Source organism: Halomonas sp. HP20-15 (assembly GCF_033446685.1).
Taxonomy (GTDB): domain Bacteria; phylum Pseudomonadota; class Gammaproteobacteria; order Pseudomonadales; family Halomonadaceae; genus Modicisalibacter.
The window spans coordinates 34381-53301 of record NZ_JAWQLY010000017.1; the positions used below are offsets into that span (position 1 = coordinate 34381).

An 18921-nucleotide genomic window follows, 5' to 3' on the forward strand; every position below is an offset into this window, starting at 1 on the left:
CGAAATCGATGGCGGGCGCGAGCACATCGACTCTCGAGTGAGCGGGCCCGGGTTCGGCAACCCGCTCAGCGCGGCAGCGTCACCGCGAGATTGTCGATCAATCGCGCCGGTCCCAGATGGGCGGCGCCGAGTAGCACCGCATCGCGGGTATCGTCGGTGACCGCACCCAGGTCGTCGTATCGGCGCAGCTCCAGGTAATCGGGCTTGAAGCCGTCTTCGACCAGCCGGGCGAGCCCTTGGCGCAAGGCCTCTTCGCGAGCGGTGCCCTGCTCCAGCGCGTCGCGGACATGGCACAGCGTGGCATGCAGGCGCGGCGCCCGGGCCCGTTGCGCGTCGCTGAGGTAGCCGTTGCGCGACGACAGGGCCAGGCCATCGGCGGCGCGCACGATCGGCACGCCGACGATCTCGACCGGAATGTGCAGGTCGGCGACCAGCTTGCGGATCACCGCGAGCTGTTGGAAATCCTTGCTGCCGAAGCAGGCCAGGTCGGGCTGGAACAGGTTGAACAGCAGGCTGACCACGGTCGCCACGCCATCGAAGTGCCCCGGCCGGTTGGCGCCGCACAGGCCCTCCGAGACCTTGGGCACCCGGACCGTCGTCTGCGCCGTCGTGCCCTGCGGGTAGAGGGTTTCGTGACTGGGCGCGAACAGCAGGTCGCAGCCGGCATCTTCGAGGCATGCGCGATCCTCGTCCAGCGTGCGCGGGTAGCTGGCGAAGTCCTCGCCGGCGCCGAACTGCAGCGGGTTGACGAAGATGCTCGCCACCACGTAGTCGGCCCGCTCGCGGGCGGCGGCGACCAGCGCCAGGTGGCCGTCATGCAGGTTGCCCATGGTCGGCACCAGGCCGATGCGCAGGCCCTGGCGACGCGCCTCGCCGAGTCTTTCGCGCAGCGTGGCGATGTCGGTCACGGTGTGCATCAGAAGCAATTCTCCTTGGCCGGAAAGCGACGTGTCTTCACGGCCTCATGATAGGCCGCGAAGGCGCCCTGGATCGAGTCGGCCTCGCTCATGAAGTTCTTCACGAAACGCGGCGTGCGTCCTTGGCTGACGCCCAGCACGTCGTGCATGACCAGTATCTGGCCGTCGGTGTCGGCCCCGGCGCCGATGCCGATCACGGGGACCTCGAGCGTCTGCTGCATGGCCTGGCCGAGGCTCGCCGGCACGCACTCGAGCAGGATCACCGAGGCGCCGGCGTCGACCAGCGCGCGGGCATCGTCGATCAGGCGTTCGGCGTGCGCGGCATCGCGTCCCTGCACCTTGTAGCCGCCCAACTGGTAGACGGTCTGCGGGGTCAGCCCGAGATGGGCGCAGACCGGCACGCCGCGCCGTGTCAGTTCCCGAACGCCATCGGCCATCCACGCCTCGCCCTCGATCTTGACCAGCTCGGCCCCGGCGCGCATCAGCTCGCCGGCATCCTGGAGCAGGCGCTCCTGGCTCGAGTTGCTCATGAACGGCAGGTCGACCATCAGCAGGCTGGCGCCCTTGCTGCGCGCCACGCAGCGGGTGTGGTAGCAGATGTCGGCGAGGGTGACCGGCAGCGTGCTGGCATGGCCCTGCAGGACCATGCCCAGCGAGTCGCCGACCAGCAGAACTTCGATTCCGGCCTGACTGGCGGCATGCGCGAAGGAGGCGTCGTAGGCGGTCAGGCAACTGAACGGTTCGCCGGCGCGCTTGGCCGCCTGCAGCGTACTCACGGTGACGGTTTTCATGACGTGCATTTCTCATATTACGCTCCGCGGCATACGGCTATGCCCGGAACTGGCGTGTATTGCGAAGGTTGTTACCCATGCAGGGGCGAAAGTGTGGAATGGTAACAACCGCGCTGCAACTCGACTTTGGCGAAGATCAGCGACTCGGCGGCGTCAGCGGCCGAAGATCGCTGCCATCGAAGCCTTTGGCGCGTTGTGCCGCGCGGGCGCCATCCAGCACGAGCCCGGGAGCGATGTCGGCCAGCGGGATCATGACGAAAGCGCGCTCGAGCAGGGCGGGGTGCGGTAACGTCAGGCGCGCTGACACCCAGTGGCGGTCGGCGAACAGCAACAGGTCGAGATCCAGGGTGCGGGGCCCCCAATGGCGCTGGCGCACCCGGCGATGACGCTGCTCGAGAGCCTGTAGCTGATCGAGCAGGGCGAGTGGCGAAAGGCGGGTGACGATACCGGCTACGGCGTTGACGAAATCGGGCTGGTCCTGGGGGCCGAGGGGGCGGCTGCAATACAGCGGCGAGCGCGCCGTTAGTCGGGTGAGCGGCAGCTCATCCAGCTCATCCAGGGCCTGCTCGATCTGCCTGACGGGATCGGCGAGGTTGCTGCCCAGGCCGATATAGGCCGTGTGCTGCGCTGCCGCCATGCGCTCAGTCGGTGCCGTCGCCGGGGTTGCTGCCCTGGCGGCGGCCGCCGCGACGCTTGCGCGGGCGGCGCTTGCGCGGTCCCGCGCTACCCGCCGGATCGGCGTCGACCTTGTTCAGCAGGCGGCGCTGTTCATGCTCGTCGCCATCCTGAAAGGCGCTCCACCAATCGCCGAGACCGGGTGCCACTTCGCCGGCGTGTTCACGCAACAGCAGGAAATCGTACGCGGCGCGAAAGCGCGGGTGCTCGAGCGTCTGGAAGGCGCGTTTGCCGCGTCGCTTGGGCAGGCGCTCCTGAAGATCCCAGATGTCTCGCATCGGCAGGCTGAAGCGCTTGGGGATCGAGGTATGCTGAAGCTGGCGCGAGATGACCTGCTGGGCGGCGTTCTGCTGGGCTGGGATCGGCGGCATGCCTTCGGCCCTGAGGCGCTGCGAGCGCCATTGCACGCTGGGCCAGAGCAGAGCCCCGAACAGGAAGGCCGGGGTGACCGGGCGCTCGTTGAGTATCCGCTCGTCGGTGTTGGCCAGTGCCTGCAGGAGTAGCGGCTCGGCCCACTCGAGCTCGGCCATGGCCTCGTCGGCCTCGGGGAACAGCATGGCGAACAGCCCATACTCGCGCAGCCGATGAAAGCTCTGGACGCCGTGGCCCGACATGAACAGCTTGAGCACTTCGTCGAAGAGGCGCGCCGGGGGTATCTGCAGCAGTAGCGGGGCGAGTTCGCGAATCGGCGCTTCGGTGTCCGGCGCCAGAGTGAAGTCCAGCTTGGCTGCGAAGCGCATCGCGCGCAGCATGCGCACCGGGTCTTCCCGATAGCGGGTTGCCGGGTCGCCGATCAGGCGTAGCACCCGATCGTCGATGTCGGCGAGGCCGCCCGCCCAGTCGTGCAGCGAGAAATCGGCGATGTTGTAGTACAGCGCATTGACGGTGAAGTCGCGGCGCAGGGCGTCTTCCTCGATATTGCCCCAGACATTGTCGCGCAACAGCAAGCCATCCTCGGACTGGTGGGCGATATGTTCGCCGTGGTCGTCGCCGGGGCGGCCACGGAAGGTGGTGACTTCGATGACTTCCCGGCCGAAGCGCACGTGCACGATGCGAAAGCGCCGGCCGATGATCCGCGAATTGCGAAACAGGTCGCGAAGCTCCTCGGGCGTGGCGTTGGTCGCTACGTCGAAATCCTTGGGGGCCTTGCCGAGCAGCGCATCGCGCAGGCAGCCACCGACCAGATAGGCCTCGAAACCGGCATTGTGCAAGCGGTAGAGAACCTTGAGCGCGCTGGCGCTGAATAGCTGCCGGGAAATGCTGTGCTCTTCCCGGGGCAGGATGCGAAGACCGGAGGGTTCGCCGGCCCCCTCGTGATTGCCGAACAGAGTCTTCAAACGTTCACCGGGGCGTTGGAGAAAGCGGGTAAATCCTTTGAACATGCCGCGATAGTGCTCGCAGTCTGAGGGAAAGCGCCCAGTGTAGCCGAGCCCCTCCGGCTTGCAAAGCGTCGCCGAGAAAAGCGTCGGCTGATGAAGGGCTACGAGGCGTGATTTCGAGCCGGCCGCATGCCGATACGCGCCGAGCCCTGAAAAGCGCAGACGCGGTCGGAAGGGAGAAAGCGGTTGAGCGGAAAGTAGAAAGGGAAGGCCGATGGCCTTCCCTTTTAAGCAGTCTGACAGCATCCGTGCTGTTGATTCTTCTTCGTGATGGCGCATCGCCTTGAATACGCACCACAGTCACCAATCCAATCATCAGGCAAGCGTAATATTGTTGTTCTTGGGTCTCTTCCTGATGGCGACCGTCTCGTATTCAAAACAATAATCCAACCACGACGGCAGGTGTCTGCCTCCCCTCGGCGTTTTGTTATTGTTGCCAAGGGTACTCCTCAGACAGGCCTATTGTTGTTGTTGAGCCTGTGCGCGAAGTGTCGCGTCCCGATACTGACACCGGATTGTCCGACGCTGTTGTGCTTGTTGTCGTCGGTGCTTCTAATTGGGCTTTTTTGTTGTTGGGCCCGGAAACTCTGCCTCGGCTGTGTTGTCTTTATTGTTGGCAGCCTCTGACCGCGGCGATCCTATTGTTGTTATGTGCCGCCGCAGTTGTTGTTTTTCTTGCCCTAGTAAGTTGCAGTGACCATGCCACTTACTGGTTTTTTATTTCCTATCAATCCCTTACGGTTCCTGAGCTCCTGGGCCGAAGTTTTCTTCGGTCCGTCTGTTACCGCCGGTGCGCCACAAAGGTGAAGCGTGTGGGTGGAGCAGTAACAAATGGTGCGTTCAGGCCGTCTCGAACTGGCCCCATCATCCATACAAGCGCTGCCGCTTGCTGTTAGACCATGGTCGCGAATTCTGCGAAAGGATTACGCCGAGCGGCTCCGCGGGCTCTTCTTGCGAGGAATTCCCAAGCGCTGACGACGTTCCCACAGGCACTTGCGACTGATTCCCAGCTTGCGAGCGAGCTCGGTTTCACTCATCTGGTCCTGATGCTCGAGGACGAAATGCTGGAAATAATCCTCGAGGGACAGGTCCTCTTCCTCGGTGGTGGCGCTGTCGGGGCGGCTGGCGCCGGCCGCTACGGCGCTGGCGCTGCGCGCCGGGGCGGGGCGAGCAATGACCGGGCCGAGACCCAGGTCGTCGGGATGGATGAGATTGCCCTCGGCGAGAATCACCCCGCGTTCGAGGGCGTTTTCCAACTCGCGGACGTTCCCGGGCCAGGGGTAGTCGCGGATGTCGCGGCGCGCGGTGCGCGATAGCTTGAGGCCGCCACGCGCATGGCGGCGACAAGCGGCGGCAAGCAGCACGTCGGCGATCTCGAGAATGTCGTCCTCGCGCTCGCGCAGTGGCGGCAGGTCGATCTGCATGACATTGAGCCGGTAGTAGAGATCGAGGCGGAACCCGCCGCTCTTGGAGAGCGCATTGAGATCGCGGTGGGTCGCGGCGATCAGGCGGACGTCGACATGGCGAGTCTCGACCGAGCCGATCTTGCGGATCTCGCCCTCCTGCAACACGCGCAACAGCCGGGCCTGGGCATCGAGCGGCAACTCGCCGATCTCGTCGAGGAACAGCGTGCCGCCGTCGGCAGCCTCGACCAGCCCGGTGCGGGCGGCGCTGGCGCCGGTGAAGGCACCTTTCTCATGGCCGAACAGCTCGGACTCGATCAGCGTCTCGGGGATCGCTGCGCAGTTGACGCAGATCAGCGGCGCCTTGACGCGACGGCTCTGACGATGGATGGCGCGCGCCACGAGCTCCTTGCCGGTGCCCGACTCGCCCTGGATGAGCACCGTCACGTCCGCGGGCGCGGTCTTGCGAATCCGTGTATATACCGTGCGCATGCCGGGGCAGTGACCGACCATTCCCAGGGGGGTGACGTCGCCGCGCTGCGCATCGAGCCTGTCGGTGTGCCGGGGAGCGTGCTCGTCGAGCGCCCGGGCCACGCATGCGAGCAATTCTTCGGGATCGAAGGGCTGGGTGACGAAGTCCACCGCACCCTGCTTGAGCGCCTCGACCGCCGAACGGACGCTGGCGTGACGGGTCGTGATCAGTACCGGCACCGAATCGGCGGCGTCGATCAGTGCGGTACCCGGCTCGTCCGACAATTGCAGGGCGCTGATGATCAGGTCGAATCGCGTCAGATCCAGTTGGTGGGCTTCGATGACCGACGTAGCCTCGCTGACGCGGTGGCCCCCGCGCTCGAGCAGACGGAGCAGCGCCAGTCGAGAGGTGGCTTCATCGTCGACGATCAGAATCTGGGGCATCGTGTTTCAACCATCCTCGGTTCGGGTGGGTCGGGCCACAGGGACGATGCGCGTGTCGCGGCGCTGGCCGGCCTGACGGTATCCTGACCCGCCCGGGCGGCAGCGATCAAGTCCCCGGCCGTGTCGGGCCCGTTCTGGTGCAAGGCGCGCCGACTAGAAGGGAAAGAGCGAGTGTAGGGACATCCCGACCGGGTACTCAACCCGACCTGAGTCGTATTCGCGGCGATGGCCGACGGCGTCAGGCCGGGTCTGGCGTCTGGCGCTTGGCCTCGCTATGCAGGCGAGCAGGATCCCAGGCGGCGATCGCCTCGCTGAGCTGGTCCGCGACCGGCGCCGTGGCCAGCTCGCGGGGCGGCGCCTGGTCTAGCGCGACGAGCGCCTGGTGCAGATAGTCACGCGGGGCATCGCCTTCGACCGGCAGCGCGGCGGCCCGATTCTGCTTGGAGAGTTTCTGGCCGTTGGCGGCGACGATCAGCGGCAGGTGCAGGTAACGAGGTTGCGGATGGTCCAATGCCGCCTGCAACTGGAGCTGCCAGGGCGTGTTGTCGAGCAGGTCGGCGCCGCGCACCACATCGCTGATGCCCTGTTCGGCGTCGTCGACCACCACCGCCAGTTGATAGGACCACAAGCCCTCCTTGCGCTTGAGCACCACATCGCCCAGCGCCGCCGGGTCAAAACGCTGCTCGCCGAACAGGCGGTCGTGCCAACCCACTGGACGCGCCCCCAGGTCGCTGCGTAGCCGCCAGGCCATTGCTCGCTCGGGATGCAGCGGGCCGGTGCGGCACCAGCCGGGGTAGATCGGGTGGTCGTGCCACTCCTTGCGTGAGCAGCTGCAGGGGTAGGCCAGACCCTGCTCGGCCAGCCGTGCCAGCGCGGCCTGATAAGGCCCGTCGCGCTCGCTCTGGGTCATCACCGGACCGTCCCAGGTGAGGCCATAGGCCTCGAGCTGATCACGTATGGTGTCGCCGGTGCCTGGTGGGCAGCGCGGCGGATCGACGTCCTCGATCCTCAACAGCCACTCGCCGCCGACGCGACGGGCGTCCAGAAAGCTGGCCAGCGCGGCGACCAGCGAACCGAAATGCAAAGGTCCCGAAGGGGTCGGGGCAAAGCGTCCACGATACCCGGGCATCGCTATCTCCTCGGAGGGGCCGGGAGTTCGACCGGCCCCGAAAAAGCAAACGGGCGCCACTGGGGCGCCCGTCTCGACCGACCGATCACTCAGCCGCCAAGCTGCTTTTCCTTGAGTTCCGCCAGCGTCTTGCAGTCGACGCACAAGGTGGCCGTGGGGCGGGCTTCGAGCCGGCGGATGCCGATCTCGACGCCACAGGCCTCGCAGAAGCCGTAATCGTCCTCGTCGATCTTCTCGATCGTTTCGTTGATCTTCTTGAGCAGCTTGCGCTCGCGGTCGCGGGTGCGCAGCTCCAGGCTGAAGCCCTCTTCCTGAGTCGCCCGATCGGCTGGATCGGCATAGTTGTTGGCGTCTTCCTGCAGGTGACGCACGGTGCGGTCGACCTCTTCCATGAGATCCTGTTTCCAGCCGAGCAGGATCTGTCGGAAGTGCTCCAGCTGCTGCTCGTTCATATACTCTTCACCCGGTGCCGGCTCGTACGGGGTGAATTTCTTTGGCGCTTCCGTCTTCTGTTCTGCTACTGGCATGGGGCTGCCTCATTACTCAAGTGACTGGGGCCGATGCCCGGCCGCTCGGAGCCCGCCACGTCGAATCGGCGGCTCCGCGGATGGCATGCCCACCCGAAGCCTTGCTTATTTAGCGAAAAAGCGCCGGCATTGCAACCATTGAACGTCAGTGCGCCGAGGAATCTTGACGCATGTCGTCGGGCATGGACAACTGACCGCCGCCGTCGGGTCGCCGACGGCTCGAAAAGGCGCGACTAAAGGAAGCAACAATGCACTGGAGTGAACGCATCGACCGGGTGCAACCGTTTCGTGTCATGCATCTGCTGGAGCTGGCCCAGGCCCGCGAAGCGGCGGGTCACGATGTCATCCATCTGGAAGTCGGCGAGCCGGATTTCGCCACGCCGCAGCCGGTCGTCGAGGCCGGCCAACGGGCGCTGGCCCGGGGCGAGACCCGTTATACGCCGGCGGGCGGCATTCCGGCGCTGCGTGAGGCGATCGCCGGACACTATGCCGAGCATTTCGACACCCGCATCGATCCGGCGCGGATCCTGGTCACCCCGGGGGCTTCCGGGGCGCTGCTGCTGGCCAGCCAACTGCTGGTGAGTCGCGGCGAGCGGGTGCTGATGGCCGATCCGACCTATCCCTGCAATCGCCACTTCATGGCGCTCGCCGATGCCCAGGTCGATTGCCTGCCGGTCGGCCCCGAGAGCGGCTGGCAGCTCGACGCCGCGCTCATCGCGCGACACTGGCAGGCGAACACGCGGCTGGCGATGTTGGCCACGCCGTCCAACCCTACCGGGCACATGCTCGACGCCGGGCAATTGAAGGCCGTGGGTGAGGTGGTCGCGGCACGCGACGGGGCATTGCTGGTCGACGAGATCTACCAGGGGCTGACCTACGACAGTGAGCCGCTAAGCGCAGCGTCGGTCGCCCCCGATGCGTTCATCGTCAACAGCTTCTCGAAGTACTTCGGCATGACCGGCTGGCGACTGGGCTGGCTGGTGGCGCCCGAAACCGCCATCGAGCCGCTGACGCGGCTGGCGCAGAACGTGTTCCTGGCCGCGCCGACGCTGTCGCAGCACGCCGCGCTGGCGGCATTCACGCCGGAATGCCGGGTGGAACTCGAGCGCCGTCGTCACGAACTGCACCGGCGTCGCGACGTGCTGCTGGCGGGGCTCGAGCGGCTGGGCTTGGCGCCAGCGCAGCCACCGCAGGGGGCGTTCTACCTGTGGCTCGATGTATCGCGCCATACCCGCGACAGCCAGGCCTTCTGCCAGCGACTGCTGGAAGAGGAAAACGTCGCCATCACTCCGGGGATCGATTTCGCGGTACGCGGCGGCGAGCACCATGTGCGGATCGCCTTCACCAACGACGTCGCCCGGCTCGAAGAGGCGCTGCATCGCCTCGAGCGCTTCCTGACGCGCCAGGCGGGAGCCTGACATGGACTATCCCGAACTGGTGCCGGGCACTCTACGGCGGCGCTACAAGCGCTTTCTCGCGGACGTCGAACTGGCCAGCGGCGAGACGGTGGTGGCGCATTGCCCGAATACCGGCTCGATGCGTGCGGTCAACGTGCCCGGCTGCCGGGTATGGCTGGCGCCGAGCAGCAACCCGGCGCGCAAGCTGGCCTGGACCTGGGAACTCATCGAGCTGCCCCAGGCCGACGGCACGCTGGCGAGCGCCTCGGTGCATACCGGGCGCACCAACGCGATCGTCGCCGAGGCGCTCGCGGCGGGGCGGGTGCCGGAACTGGCCGGCTACGCGCAGCTCAAGCGCGAGGCCAAGGTCGCTGGCTCGCGGCTCGACTTCCGACTCGACGATCCGCAGCATGGTACGGCGTTCGTGGAGGTCAAGCAGGTCACCTTGCAGGAGACCGACGGCCACGGCTATTTCCCCGATGCGGTCAGTGCCCGCGGCACGCGTCACCTGGAAGCGCTGGCCGAGCTGGCCGCTAGCGGCCAGCGGGCGGTGCTGCTGTTCTGCGTGGCGCACACCGGAATAACCAGCGTCGCGCCGGCGGCGCACATTGATGCGCACTATGCGACCACGCTGCGGCGGGTGGCGAAGTGCGGGGTCGAGGTGCTGGCCTATGGCTGTCGCGTGGAGCGCCAGGCGACCCGGCCGGCAACGATCAGCCTTGCCGCGCGGCTGCCGGTTTCGCTCGAGCGTGAGCTGGCGCCGGCTAGCGACGCCGACTGACGCGGAAGATGGCGATCTCGCCGAACAGGTTGGGCCAGATGCGGCTGGCGCGGTTGCGCTCGTGCTCGCCGGTGCCGACTGCCCGGTCGGTGATCACCAAGCCCTTGTCGCGGCACAGCTTCTCGAAATCGTTGAAGGTCGACAGGTGGATGTTGGGGGTGTCGTACCAGGCGTGCGGCAGCGAGCGCGACACCGGCATGTAACCCTTGAAGCCGAGATACAGGCGATGGCGCCAGTAGGCGAAGTTGGGGAAGGTGATGATCGCCTCGCAGCCGACCCGCAGCATCTCGTCGAGCATCATGTCGGGGCGGCGCAGCGCCTGCAGCGCCTGGGTCATGATCACCAGGTCGCAGGCGTCGTCCTCGAAATTGGCCAGGCCCTGGTCGAGATCCTGCTCGATGACGTTGACGCCGCGCTCGAGACACGCGGTGATGCCCTCGGGGGCGATCTCCAGGCCGTAGCCGAACACTCCCTTTTCGCGGGCCAGCGCGTCGAGCAGCTCGCCATCGCCACAGGCCAGGTCGAGCACCCTGGCGCCCTGGGGCACCCAGCGGTAGATCAGTGCGAGGTCGGCGCGCATCAATGGCCCTCCAGGTCGAGTTCGTGGGCCACGCGCTTCATGAAGCCGCCGAATACCGCCTGGTAACGGGTATCGGGCAGCAGGAAGGCGTCGTGACCGAACGGCGAGTCGATCTCCGCGTAGCTGACCGGCTTGCCGGCGCGCATCAGCGCGTCGACCAGCTCGCGCGAGCGCTCCGGCGCAAAGCGCCAGTCGGTGGAGAAGCTGACCACCAGGAAACGGCAACTGGCCGGCGCCAGGGCGGCGGCGAGATCGCCATTGTGCGCCGCGGCGGGATCGAAGTAATCGAGCGCCTTGGTCATCAGCAGGTAGGTGTTGGCATCGAAGGCGGTAGAGAAGGCGTCGCCCTGGTAGCGCAGATAGGATTCGACCTGGAACTCGACGTCGTAGCCGAAGTTGAGCTCGTCGCTGCGCAGGTCGCGGCCAAACTTGGCGCCCATCGAGTGCTCGGACAGATAGGTGATGTGACCGACCATGCGCGCCAGCTTGAGCCCGCGCTTGGGCATCGTGCCGTGCTGATGGTACCAGCCGTCGTTGAAGTCGGGATCCGAGCGGATTGCCTGACGGGCGACCTCGTTGAAGGCGATGTTCTGCGCCGACAGCCGCGGCGTGGCGGCGATGACCACCGCGTTGGCGATGCGCTCGGGGTAGGCGAGCGCCCACTGCAGCACCTGCATGCCGCCGAGGCTGCCGCCGACCACCGCGGCGAAGCGCTCGATGCCCAGCCGGTCGGCCAGCCGGGCCTGGCTGTGCACCCAGTCGGCGACGGTCATCACCGGAAAGTCGGGGCCCCAGGGCCGGCCCGTCTCGGGGTTGACGCTGCACGGCCCGGTGCTGCCATGGCAGCCGCCCAGGTTGTTCAGCGAGACGACGAAGAAGCGGTTGGTATCCAGCGCCTTGCCCGGGCCGATATGCGCGTCCCACCAGCCGGGCTTGCGCTCTTCCAGGCTGTGATAGCCGGCGGCGTGATGGTGCCCCGACAGGGCGTGGCAGATCAGCACGGCGTTGTCGCGCTGGGCGTTGAGTTCGCCGTAGGTCTCGTAGACCAGCTCGTAGGCCGGCAGCGTCTTGCCGCAGGCCAGCGGCAGCGGCGCCTCGAAGTGCTGGCGCTGTGGCGTCACCAGGCCCACCGAGTCGGCGGGAAGCGATTCAGTCATCGAGCGTGTCGTGTCCAGTGTCCGGCACGGGGCTCATCGGCCCCGTCTTGTATTGAGTTGTCGGCGTGCGACCTAGAGGCCGACCAGCATGCCCGAAATGCCGGCGGCGCGGGTCAGCGAACCGACCACCAGGCTATCGATCAGGTTGATGATGATGAACACCACGATAGGCGACAGGTCTATCATCCCCAGCGGCGGTATGACCTTGCGCACCGGGGCCATGATCGGCTCGACCAGCTGCATGATCAGGATTGCGCCGGGGTGGCTGGCCTGGGGGGCGACCCAGCTGAGAATGATCATGCCGATCAGCGCGAAGAAGTAGATCTTGAGAATCGCGCTGGCCAGCGCCGCCAGCGAGGCGATGGCGATCCCCACCAGCGGCGGCAGTCCGCCGATCGCCAACTGCATGATCAGGATGATGCTCAGTGCCTTGATGATGAAGCCGGCCGCCAGCGTGGCCAGGTCGAACGGGCCGACCGGGCGCAGGAAGCTCTGCAGCGGCTTGACCACCGGCTGGGTGACCTTGACCACCGACTGGCTGAGCGGGTTGTAGTAATCGGCCCGCGACGCCTGCAGCAAGAAGCGCAGCATCAGCAGAAACAGGTAGATGTTGATCAGCATGTTGACCAGCATCAGGCCGGCCCCGCCCAGTTGACTCCCCATGGAACTCCTCCGTGTCGATTCGAACCGTCAGGCCGATTCACGCGCACACGCCGGGTCTGGGCGCAGGGCGTGTCGCGGCATTTGATTTAGTCTTTCTTGCCGAGCTCGGCGGCCATTTCGCGGGCCCGCGCGGCACAGGCTTCGGTGGCCTCGGCGAACAGCTCGCGCAGGCCGCCGTCCTCCAGGCAATGCACGGCGCGCTCGGTGGTGCCGCCCGGCGACATCACGTTGCGGCGCAGTTGGGCCGGCTCGAATTCGCTCTGCTGGGCCATCCTCGCCGCCCCGAAGCCGGTCTGCAAGGCCAATCGGCGTGCGCTGTCGGCGGGCAGGCCGAGCCGCCTGCCGGCTTCCTCGAGCGCCTCGAAGATCAGGAAGAAATAGGCCGGACCGCTGCCCGAGACCGCGGTGACGGCCTCGATCAGCGATTCGTCGTCGACCCATTCGACCAGCCCCACCGGCTCGAGCAGGCCGGTGGCGAGCCGGCGCTGCTCGTCGCTGACCCGGGCGTTGGCGTACAGCCCCGAGGCACCGGCGCCGACCAGCGACGGCGTATTGGGCATGCAGCGTACCACTGCCAGCCCGCCGCCGAGCCATTCATCCAGCGTCTCGGCACTCAACCCGGCGGCCACCGAGACGACCAGCGGCCGGCGCGCCTGCACGGCGTCACGCAGTTGCTCGCAGACTTCGCGCATGAGCTGCGGCTTGACCGACAGCACCACGACATCGGCGTTGGCCACCGCGGCGGCGTTGTCGGTGGTGACGTTGAGGCCATAGCGCGCCGCGAGCGGCTCGAGCGTTTCACGGCGACGCGCGGTGGCGGTGATCGCCGAGGCCGGATAGCCGGCCTCGATCATGCCGCCGAAGATTGCGCTGGCCATGTTGCCGGCGCCGATGAAGGTGACTTGGCTTGCCATGCTAGTGTCCTTTGTCGCTGTGTACGGAGTCGCAGCACTCCGTGATGTGGAACTTTCTCGTGGCGCTCAAGGACGGCCGGCGCGGGCGCCGAAGATCGCCGTGCCCAGGCGCACCAGGGTGGCGCCCTCGAGTACCGCGGCTTCCAGATCGTCACTCATGCCCATCGATAGGGTGTCGAGCGCAAGCTCGGGCAACTGCGCGTCGAGGCGCTCCTTGAGCCGGCGCAACTCCGCCAGTGGCCGACGTTGGGCGTCGAGCCCCTCCGCCGGCGCGGGGATCGTCATCAGACCACGCAGCCGCAGGTTGGGCAGCCCGGCGACCTCGCGGGCCAGCGTCTCGAGCTCGTCGGGGCTGACGCCCGACTTGCTGGCTTCGCCGCTGACGTTGACCTGCAGGCAGACGTTCAGCGGGCCGAGGGCGGCAGGGCGCTGCTCGGACAGTCGACGGGCGGTCTTGGCGCGCTCGATGCTGTGTACCCAGTTGAAGTGCTCGGCGACGGCGCGGGTCTTGTTGGATTGCAAAGGGCCGATGAAATGCCAGACGATAGCATCCAGGTCGGCGAGTTCGGCCTGCTTGTCGAGCGCTTCCTGCAGATAGTTCTCGCCGAAATCGCGCTGCCCGGCCCGGTAGGCCTGGCGAATCAACGCGGCGGGTTTGGTCTTGCTGACCGCCAGCAACTGCGCCGCCTCGCCGTCGCGCCCGGCCCGCGCCAGGGCGTCGACCAGCCTGCGGCGCGCATGGGCGAGTGCATCGCTGACCGGAACGTCTGGCATACTGGCATCGACCTTATAAGAAATGTAAGTAGGGAATCGAATGGATATTACCGAACTCCTGGCATTTTCGGCAAAGCAGAACGCTTCAGACCTGCACCTTTCCGCCGGGCTGCCGCCGATGATCCGTGTCGATGGCGACATCCGCCGCCTCAATGTGCCGGCGATGGACGACCGCGACGTCCGCAAGATGATCTACGACATCATGGGCGACCGGCAGCGCCGCGACTACGAAGCCCAGCTGGAAACCGACTTTTCCTTCGAGGTGCCAGGGGTGGCGCGCTTTCGTGTCAACGCCTTCAATCAGGATCGCGGTGCCGGGGCGGTATTTCGGACCATTCCCGGACGCGTGCTGACCCTCGATGAACTCGACCTGGGCGATGTGTTTAGGCGCTTCGCCGCGCTACCGCGTGGGCTGGTGCTGGTGACCGGGCCGACCGGCTCGGGCAAGTCGACGACCCTGGCGGCGCTGATCGACTACATCAACGACACCCAGCATCATCACATCCTGACCATCGAGGATCCGATCGAATTCGTTCACGCCAGCAAGCGCAGCCTGATCAACCAGCGTGAAGTGCACCGTCATACCCAGGGCTTCACTCAGGCGTTGCGCTCGGCCTTGCGCGAGGATCCCGACGTGATCCTGGTCGGCGAACTGCGCGACCTGGAAACCATTCGCCTGGCGCTGACCGCGGCGGAGACCGGTCACCTGGTATTCGGCACCCTGCACACCACCTCGGCGGCCAAGACCATCGACCGGATCATCGACGTGTTTCCCGGCGACGAGAAGTCGATGGTGCGCTCGATGCTCTCGGAGTCGCTGCAGGGGGTCATCTCGCAGACCCTGCTCAAGCGCAACGGCGGCGGGCGGGTCGCCGCCCACGAGATCCTGGTGGCGACCTCGGCGGTACGCAATCTGATCCGCGAGGACAAGGTGGCGCAGATCTATTCGGCGATCCAGACCGGCGGCAACCAGGGCATGCAGACGCTCGATACGGCACTCGCCAAGCTGGTCAGCCAGCACGTGATCAGCCGCGAAGAAGCCCAGAGCAAGGCCAAGGGCCATCTGCCCGAAGCCGGCAGCGCGCAATAACCGGCTAATCGGCCATAGGAGGGCGCATGACACCGGGTGAATGGTTGCATCAGCTGCTGGACATCATGATCGACAAGCAGGCGTCTGACATGCTGTTGTCGACCAACGCGCCGCCATCGCTGAAGATCAGCGGCAAGCTGGTGGCGCTGGGCGATACGGCGTTGAGCGTCGATCAGGTGCGCGAACTGGTCCTGGCGGCGCTGCCCGAGGGGGCGCGCGAGCGTTTCGAGACCCATCGCGAGGCCAACTTCGCGCTCAGCCTGCCGGGCAAGGGGCGCTTTCGCATCAGCGCCTTCTATCAGCGCAGTCAGATGGCCATGGTCGTGCGGCGTATCGCCTACGACATCCCATCACTGGAGGCGCTGTCGCTGCCGGCCACGCTGGGTGAACTGGTCTCGCTCAAGCGCGGCCTGGTATTCGTAGTCGGCGGCACCGGGGCGGGCAAGTCGACGACCCTGGCGTCGATGATCCAGTATCGCAACGATCACGCTGGCGGCCACATCATCTGCATCGAGGATCCCATCGAGTACATCCACCAGCATCGCCGGGCAATCATCAACCAGCGCGAGGTGGGCATCGATACCGAATCCTTCGAGGTGGCGCTGAGAAACGCCCTGCGTCAGGCGCCCGACGTGATCATGATCGGCGAGATCCGTTCCCGCGAGACCATGGAGCAGGCGCTGACCTTCGCCGAGACGGGCCATCTGTGCCTGGCGACGCTGCACGCCAACAATGCCAATCAGGCGCTCGATCGGATCATTCACTTCTTTCCCAGCGAACGCCACGAGCAGGTCTGGCTCGATCTGTCGCTCAACCTGCAGGCGATCGTCGCCCAGCAGTTGCTGCCGCGTCAGGACGGCCAGGGGCGTGCGCCGGCGATCGAGGTGCTGCTGCGCTCGCCGCTGGTCAGCGAGCTGATCCGCAAGGGCGAGGCCGGCGAGATCAAGGCGCTGATGGCGCGTTCGCGCGACCTGGGCATGCAGACCTTCGATCAGGCGCTGTTCGAGCTCTATCAGCGTGGCGACATCAGCCAGGAGGTCGCGCTGGTGCATGCCGATTCCGCCAACGACCTGCGCATGATGATCAAGTATGGCCAGGGTGCCCAGGGGGCCGGCTCGACGCTGGACGCCGCGAGCCGGCTATCGCTGCGGGCCAGCGACGACTTCGAGTGAGCCTGGCTGCCTTAAGTGATGCCCTTCAGGCGCTGTAGAGGCCGCCGAGGACCCGCGCTCCAGCGGCGCCGGTGACGCTGGGCAGGTTGCCGGGCAGCCCCTCCAGGCGGCACCAGGCCAACCAGGCGAAAGCGCCGGCTTCCAGCCAGTCGGCCGACCAGCCGAAATCTTCGCAGCGCGCCAGGGCCAGCGCTGGCAGACGGCGTTGCAGACGGGCCAGCAAGTCATCGTTGCGCGTGCCGCCACCGCAGGGAATCAGTGACAGCGACCCCTTGGCGCCTTGCTGGGCGAGTGCTTGTTCGATGCCCAGGGCCACGCTGGCGGCGGTCAGTTCGGCAAGCGTGGCCTGGATGTCCTGCGGCGCTTCGCTGCCGTTGGCATGTTCCGCCAGCCAGTCGAGGTGAAAGTACTCGCGACCGGTGCTCTTGGGCGGCGGTTGATGAAAGAAGCGATCGTCGAGCAGGCGCTCCAGCAACGGCTGGTTGACCTCGCCCGTCGCGGCCCATTGCCCATCGGCATCGAAATGGCCGCCTTGGTGGCGTGCGTACCAGGCATCCAGCAGAGCGTTGGCCGGGCCGGTGTCGAAGCCGATGATCGGTTTGTCGATCCCGGTGGGGGGCAGCAGGGTAAGGTTGGCGAAGCCGCCGAGGTTGAGCACCACCCGCCACTCGCGGGTGTCACGAAACAGCGCGGCATGAAAGGCCGGAGCCAGCGGTGCGGCCTGTCCACCGGCGGCCAGGTCGCGGCGCCGGAAGTCGCCGACCACCGGGCAGCCGGTGAGTTCGGCCAGCAGGCTGGGGTTGTCGAGCTGCCAAGTATAGGGCGATATGCCGTGCGGGGCGTGCTCGATGGTCTGGCCGTGGCTGCCGATGGCCGTGATGGCCCCGGTGTTCAAGCCGTTGGCGGCAAGCAGCCGGGCGACGGCCTCGGCCTGCAGCTCGCAGAGCGCATGCTCGGCGTAGGCGAGATCGGCGAAGCTCGCCTGGCGCGACTGGCAGAGCATCAACAGTACCTGGCGCAGGCTGTCGGGCATGTCGATGCCCAGCGCATCGACCAGTTCGGGGCGGCCTTCGCCGCAACGCACCAGGGCGGCATCGATTCCGTCCAGGCTGGTCCCGGACATCAAGCCAACGAACAACGGCATAAGGGCCTCTCTCTGCGTTAATGGCGCTCAACCGCCAAGTCAAGACATGCTAACATCCTGCCCCATTCTTCCAGGCAAGCGTTTTAATGCCAGGCCACTGTTTAAATAGAAAGGGGGCACGATGACCGACGTCGCCGATGCGCTGGCGCTGCTCAAGCGCGGCGCCCACGAGATTCTGCTCGAGGAGGAGCTGGAACAAAAGCTGGCTTCCGGGCGCAAGCTGCGTATCAAGGCCGGCTTCGACCCCACCGCGCCCGACCTGCACCTGGGGCACAGCGTGCTGCTGACCAAGATGCGCCAGTTCCAGGAGCTGGGCCACGAGGTGATCTTCCTGATCGGCGATTTCACCGGCCGCATCGGCGATCCCACCGGCAAGAACGTCACCCGCAAGCCGCTCACCGAAGAAGAGGTCAAGGCCAATGCCAAGACCTACCGCGAGCAGGTATTCAAGATCCTCGATCCCGAGAAGACCATCGTCGCCTTCAATGCCGACTGGATGAACAAGCTCTCCGCCGCGGACATGATCGGGCTGGCCGCCCAGTCGACCGTGGCTCGCATGCTCGAGCGCGACGATTTCGAGAAGCGCTACAAGGCCAATCAGTCGATTTCGATCCATGAATTCCTCTATCCGCTGGTCCAGGGCTACGATTCGGTGGCGCTCGAGGCGGATGTCGAGCTTGGCGGTACCGATCAGAAGTTCAACCTGCTGATGGGTCGTGAGATTCAGAAGCACTTCGGTCAGCCGCCGCAGGTGGTGATCACCATGCCGTTGCTCGAAGGGCTCGACGGCGTGCAGAAGATGTCCAAGTCGCTTAACAACTACGTAGGGCTCGACGAGGCGCCGGGGGCGATGTTCAACAAACTGGTGTCGATGCCCGATAGCCTGATGTGGCGCTACTTCGAGCTGCTCTCGCTCAAGAGCAACGAGGAGTTCGAGGCGCTGCGTCGTGATGTCGAGGCCGGGGCCAACCCGCGCGACGTCAAGATGGAGCTCGCCCGTGAATTGATCGGCCGCTACCATGGTGAAGAAGCCGCCGCCAATGCGCATCGCTCGGCCGGCAATCAACTGGCCGAGGGCGAGTTGCCGGAGGACCTGCCGGAAGTGGTGGTTGATTTTGAAGGCAACCCCCAGGCGCCGATCGGCGCCGTGCTCAACCGTGCCAATCTCGCCAACAACAGCGCCCAGGCCAAGGACATGCTCGGCAATGGTCGGGTCAAGGTCGATGGCGAGGTGGTCGCGCGCGATCATATGCTCGATACCGGCAGAAGCTATGTGATCCAGGCCGGCAAGAAGCGCTATGCGCGGGTCACGCTGAGCTGATCGTTGTCCGAGATCCGCCACCGACGCCCGCCTTGTGCGGGCGTTGGGTTATCCACAACCGGTTTCGCGCGAAGGTTTGCTTGGGGGTGTGGATAAGCGCGTTCTGAAGCGTACGCACTTTTTTCGCCCCAGGGGCTTGTCAGCGACGCTCGCGGGCCGTAAAGTACGCATCCGCTGCTCACGACGGACCCA

18 protein-coding genes are annotated in these 18921 nt (G+C 66.1%); 5 read left to right on the forward strand and 13 right to left on the reverse strand.

Annotated features, from left to right (window positions below):
* Positions 1 to 65 precede the first annotated feature (65 nt).
* The 7 genes from panC to dksA form a co-directional block, all read right to left on the reverse strand.
* Positions 66 to 917, reverse strand: a complete 852-nt coding sequence (panC, locus tag R6258_RS17440) for a pantoate--beta-alanine ligase (protein WP_318453017.1) — start codon at positions 915 to 917, stop codon at positions 66 to 68.
* The gene (gene panB / locus R6258_RS17445) at positions 917 to 1708 is read right to left on the reverse strand and encodes a 3-methyl-2-oxobutanoate hydroxymethyltransferase (protein ID WP_318453019.1); all 792 of its coding nucleotides are present in this window, start codon (positions 1706 to 1708) and stop codon (positions 917 to 919) included. Before panB ends, panC begins: the two co-directional genes overlap by 1 nt.
* A gap of 136 nt (positions 1709 to 1844) precedes the next feature.
* Positions 1845 to 2345 (reverse strand): 2-amino-4-hydroxy-6-hydroxymethyldihydropteridine diphosphokinase, encoded by a 501-nt coding sequence (gene folK, locus R6258_RS17450; protein WP_318453021.1) that lies wholly within the window; start codon positions 2343 to 2345, stop codon positions 1845 to 1847.
* Between the two features lie 4 nt (positions 2346 to 2349).
* Positions 2350 to 3765 (reverse strand): polynucleotide adenylyltransferase PcnB, encoded by a 1416-nt coding sequence (pcnB, locus tag R6258_RS17455; protein ID WP_318453023.1) that lies wholly within the window; start codon positions 3763 to 3765, stop codon positions 2350 to 2352.
* A 920-nt stretch (positions 3766 to 4685) separates the two neighbouring features.
* On the reverse strand, positions 4686 to 6080 hold the full coding sequence (locus R6258_RS17460; protein WP_318453025.1) for a sigma-54 dependent transcriptional regulator: 1395 nt from the start codon (positions 6078 to 6080) through the stop codon (positions 4686 to 4688).
* Positions 6081 to 6318: 238 nt separating this feature from the next.
* A complete protein-coding gene (gene gluQRS, locus R6258_RS17465; protein ID WP_318453027.1) occupies positions 6319 to 7209 on the reverse strand; it encodes a tRNA glutamyl-Q(34) synthetase GluQRS in 891 nt (296 codons plus the stop codon).
* 89 nt (positions 7210 to 7298) lie between these two features.
* A complete protein-coding gene (gene dksA, locus R6258_RS17470; RefSeq protein WP_031385282.1) occupies positions 7299 to 7736 on the reverse strand; it encodes an RNA polymerase-binding protein DksA in 438 nt (145 codons plus the stop codon).
* A 248-nt stretch (positions 7737 to 7984) separates the two neighbouring features.
* On the opposite strand from dksA, the gene R6258_RS17475 reads away from it, so the two are divergent.
* Together R6258_RS17475 and sfsA are read left to right on the forward strand one after the other, a co-directional pair.
* Positions 7985 to 9154, forward strand: a complete 1170-nt coding sequence (locus R6258_RS17475) for an aminotransferase class I/II-fold pyridoxal phosphate-dependent enzyme (protein WP_318453029.1) — start codon at positions 7985 to 7987, stop codon at positions 9152 to 9154.
* Between the two features lies 1 nt (position 9155).
* Positions 9156 to 9914: a DNA/RNA nuclease SfsA gene (gene sfsA / locus R6258_RS17480; protein ID WP_318453031.1), complete on the forward strand. Its 759-nt coding sequence runs from the start codon at positions 9156 to 9158 to the stop codon at positions 9912 to 9914.
* Here the strand turns inward: sfsA and metW are convergent.
* The 5 genes from metW to R6258_RS17505 form a co-directional block, all read right to left on the reverse strand.
* Complete coding sequence (gene metW / locus R6258_RS17485) at positions 9898 to 10494, reverse strand: methionine biosynthesis protein MetW (RefSeq protein WP_318453033.1); 597 nt, start codon at positions 10492 to 10494, stop codon at positions 9898 to 9900. The genes sfsA and metW overlap by 17 nt on opposite strands.
* The gene (gene metX, locus R6258_RS17490; protein WP_318453035.1) at positions 10494 to 11651 is read right to left on the reverse strand and encodes a homoserine O-succinyltransferase MetX; all 1158 of its coding nucleotides are present in this window, start codon (positions 11649 to 11651) and stop codon (positions 10494 to 10496) included. Before metX ends, metW begins: the two co-directional genes overlap by 1 nt.
* Positions 11652 to 11723: 72 nt before the next feature.
* Positions 11724 to 12314, reverse strand: coding sequence for a YggT family protein (locus tag R6258_RS17495; RefSeq protein WP_318453036.1), 591 nt, complete (start codon positions 12312 to 12314; stop codon positions 11724 to 11726).
* Between the two features lie 86 nt (positions 12315 to 12400).
* Positions 12401 to 13228 carry a pyrroline-5-carboxylate reductase gene (gene proC / locus R6258_RS17500; RefSeq protein WP_318453039.1) on the reverse strand — a complete coding sequence of 276 codons (828 nt, stop codon included), beginning with the start codon at positions 13226 to 13228 and terminating at the stop codon, positions 12401 to 12403.
* Between the two features lie 66 nt (positions 13229 to 13294).
* Positions 13295 to 14002: a YggS family pyridoxal phosphate-dependent enzyme gene (locus R6258_RS17505; RefSeq protein WP_318453041.1), complete on the reverse strand. Its 708-nt coding sequence runs from the start codon at positions 14000 to 14002 to the stop codon at positions 13295 to 13297.
* A 40-nt stretch (positions 14003 to 14042) separates the two neighbouring features.
* Here R6258_RS17505 and R6258_RS17510 point away from each other — a divergent pair, with 40 nt between their 5' ends.
* Together R6258_RS17510 and R6258_RS17515 are read left to right on the forward strand one after the other, a co-directional pair.
* Entirely contained in the window at positions 14043 to 15092 is a 1050-nt protein-coding gene (locus R6258_RS17510) for a type IV pilus twitching motility protein PilT (RefSeq protein ID WP_318453043.1), read from the forward strand.
* A gap of 26 nt (positions 15093 to 15118) precedes the next feature.
* Complete coding sequence (locus R6258_RS17515; RefSeq protein WP_318453045.1) at positions 15119 to 16264, forward strand: PilT/PilU family type 4a pilus ATPase; 1146 nt, start codon at positions 15119 to 15121, stop codon at positions 16262 to 16264.
* Positions 16265 to 16289: 25 nt separating this feature from the next.
* On the opposite strand, the gene R6258_RS17520 is transcribed toward R6258_RS17515, so the two are convergent.
* Positions 16290 to 17408: an anhydro-N-acetylmuramic acid kinase gene (locus R6258_RS17520; RefSeq protein WP_318453047.1), complete on the reverse strand. Its 1119-nt coding sequence runs from the start codon at positions 17406 to 17408 to the stop codon at positions 16290 to 16292.
* A 121-nt stretch (positions 17409 to 17529) separates the two neighbouring features.
* On the opposite strand from R6258_RS17520, the gene tyrS reads away from it, so the two are divergent.
* Positions 17530 to 18729: a tyrosine--tRNA ligase gene (tyrS, locus tag R6258_RS17525; protein ID WP_318453049.1), complete on the forward strand. Its 1200-nt coding sequence runs from the start codon at positions 17530 to 17532 to the stop codon at positions 18727 to 18729.
* Positions 18730 to 18921: the final 192 nt, after the last annotated feature.

What these genes read in the sequence shown, in the direction of transcription:
- tyrS (WP_318453049.1), top strand. Translation starts at nt 17,530, where the DNA reads ATGACCGACGTCGCCGATGCGCTGGCGCTGCTCAAGCGCGGCGCCCAC.
- gluQRS (WP_318453027.1), bottom strand. Translation starts at nt 7,209, where the DNA reads ATGCCCGGGTATCGTGGACGCTTTGCCCCGACCCCTTCGGGACCTTTG.
- panB (WP_318453019.1), bottom strand. Translation starts at nt 1,708, where the DNA reads ATGAAAACCGTCACCGTGAGTACGCTGCAGGCGGCCAAGCGCGCCGGC.
- metW (WP_318453033.1), bottom strand. Translation starts at nt 10,494, where the DNA reads ATGCGCGCCGACCTCGCACTGATCTACCGCTGGGTGCCCCAGGGCGCC.
- pcnB (WP_318453023.1), bottom strand. Translation starts at nt 3,765, where the DNA reads ATGTTCAAAGGATTTACCCGCTTTCTCCAACGCCCCGGTGAACGTTTG.
- R6258_RS17510 (WP_318453043.1), top strand. Translation starts at nt 14,043, where the DNA reads ATGGATATTACCGAACTCCTGGCATTTTCGGCAAAGCAGAACGCTTCA.
- R6258_RS17505 (WP_318453041.1), bottom strand. Translation starts at nt 14,002, where the DNA reads ATGCCAGACGTTCCGGTCAGCGATGCACTCGCCCATGCGCGCCGCAGG.
- proC (WP_318453039.1), bottom strand. Translation starts at nt 13,228, where the DNA reads ATGGCAAGCCAAGTCACCTTCATCGGCGCCGGCAACATGGCCAGCGCA.
- R6258_RS17495 (WP_318453036.1), bottom strand. Translation starts at nt 12,314, where the DNA reads ATGGGGAGTCAACTGGGCGGGGCCGGCCTGATGCTGGTCAACATGCTG.
- panC (WP_318453017.1), bottom strand. Translation starts at nt 917, where the DNA reads ATGCACACCGTGACCGACATCGCCACGCTGCGCGAAAGACTCGGCGAG.
- sfsA (WP_318453031.1), top strand. Translation starts at nt 9,156, where the DNA reads ATGGACTATCCCGAACTGGTGCCGGGCACTCTACGGCGGCGCTACAAG.
- R6258_RS17515 (WP_318453045.1), top strand. Translation starts at nt 15,119, where the DNA reads ATGACACCGGGTGAATGGTTGCATCAGCTGCTGGACATCATGATCGAC.
- folK (WP_318453021.1), bottom strand. Translation starts at nt 2,345, where the DNA reads ATGGCGGCAGCGCAGCACACGGCCTATATCGGCCTGGGCAGCAACCTC.
- metX (WP_318453035.1), bottom strand. Translation starts at nt 11,651, where the DNA reads ATGACTGAATCGCTTCCCGCCGACTCGGTGGGCCTGGTGACGCCACAG.
- R6258_RS17520 (WP_318453047.1), bottom strand. Translation starts at nt 17,408, where the DNA reads ATGCCGTTGTTCGTTGGCTTGATGTCCGGGACCAGCCTGGACGGAATC.
- R6258_RS17460 (WP_318453025.1), bottom strand. Translation starts at nt 6,080, where the DNA reads ATGCCCCAGATTCTGATCGTCGACGATGAAGCCACCTCTCGACTGGCG.
- dksA (WP_031385282.1), bottom strand. Translation starts at nt 7,736, where the DNA reads ATGCCAGTAGCAGAACAGAAGACGGAAGCGCCAAAGAAATTCACCCCG.
- R6258_RS17475 (WP_318453029.1), top strand. Translation starts at nt 7,985, where the DNA reads ATGCACTGGAGTGAACGCATCGACCGGGTGCAACCGTTTCGTGTCATG.